Consider the following 1,115-nt stretch of genomic DNA (forward strand, 5'->3'; position numbering starts at 1 on the left):
CTCCCTGCTCCACGAGCTGCTCGCACGCCGCGGTTGGAGCAGCGGATGGGATCTGCGCGTGACCGCCTACACCGAGCAGAGCCTGGCCGCTTACGAAGCGGTCGTGGGGGAGCGGGTAGAGCGAATGCTCGGCTGCCGGATGCGCCGCGGCGACGTCCGCACCCTCTCCAAAGAACGGAACACCGTCGAACGTCTGATCAACGAGCTGAAAGCCTGGCGAGGCATCGCCACCCGCTATGAGCAAGAGACCGGACAGCTACCTCGCCGGGCCCCACCTCCGTGCCGCCATGATCTGGATCGACGACCTCCTGAAACTCGCCGACTGATCACAACCTCACACAGGCTCTAGGCCTGTCCGGCGGATCATGCCGGGCGGTCCACCGGCGCTGAATCGCTATAGCGCGCCGCTGGAGAAGGCGCTGGGTGGAGCAGGTGGGGTCCGTCGATAAATACCTCGACATCGGGTGCGGTGATCGGGGACGCTTCGCGCGATGACCAGAATCGATGACACGCCGCCCGCATGGGACGAGCGCACTCAGCTCACCACGTTTCTCGACTACGCACGGGGCACCGCCCGCGCCAAGTGCGACGGCGTCTCCGCGGAGAACGCCCGCAAGGCACTCCTGCCGGGCTCACCGCTGATGACCGTGAGCGGAGTGATCAACCACCTCCGCTGGGTCGAGTACTACTGGTTCCAGGTGGTCTTCCTCGGTGAGGAAGACCGGGGCCCCTGGACCGAGGAGGACCCCGACCGCGAGATGCGTATCGCCGTCGACATCCCGCTCACGCAGTTGCTCGACGAATACGCCGAACAAAGCGCCCGCTACCGCGAACTGGTTGCCGGGAGCGACCTGGACAAGCAGGCCGTGGGAACCATCCGCAACGGCCTCCACGTCGACCTGCGCTGGATCCTCCTCCACCTCACAGAGGAGACGGCCCGCCACAACGGCCACCTGGACATCCTGCGCGAGATGCTCGACGGCACGACCGGCGACTAGATCCGGCGGAGATCACGGGCGGAGCCAAAGGCGGATCGAGGCGACCGTGACGGTGCCATGGAGGATGTAGGCGCGCTTGTCGAACCTCGTCGCCACGGCTCGGGAATTCTTCAACGC

1 protein-coding gene and 2 pseudogenes are annotated in these 1,115 nt (G+C 66.2%); 2 read left to right on the forward strand and 1 reads right to left on the reverse strand.

Annotation, left to right across the window (positions count from 1 at the left end; genetic code table 11):
• Both ACFWU3_RS36435 and ACFWU3_RS36440 read left to right on the forward strand, forming a co-directional pair.
• Nucleotides 1-349, forward strand: a pseudogene (locus tag ACFWU3_RS36435) (hypothetical protein); the annotation flags it as partial.
• Between the two features lie 142 nt (nucleotides 350-491).
• Nucleotides 492-998: a DinB family protein gene (locus ACFWU3_RS36440; protein ID WP_384445900.1), complete on the forward strand. Its 507-nt coding sequence runs from the start codon at nucleotides 492-494 to the stop codon at nucleotides 996-998.
• 12 nt (nucleotides 999-1,010) lie between these two features.
• Here the strand turns inward: ACFWU3_RS36440 and ACFWU3_RS36445 are convergent.
• Nucleotides 1,011-1,115, reverse strand: a pseudogene (locus tag ACFWU3_RS36445) (IS5/IS1182 family transposase); the annotation flags it as partial.

The sequence above is a fragment of the Streptomyces sp. NPDC058685 genome (assembly GCF_042714725.1).
GTDB lineage: Bacteria > Actinomycetota > Actinomycetes > Streptomycetales > Streptomycetaceae > Streptomyces.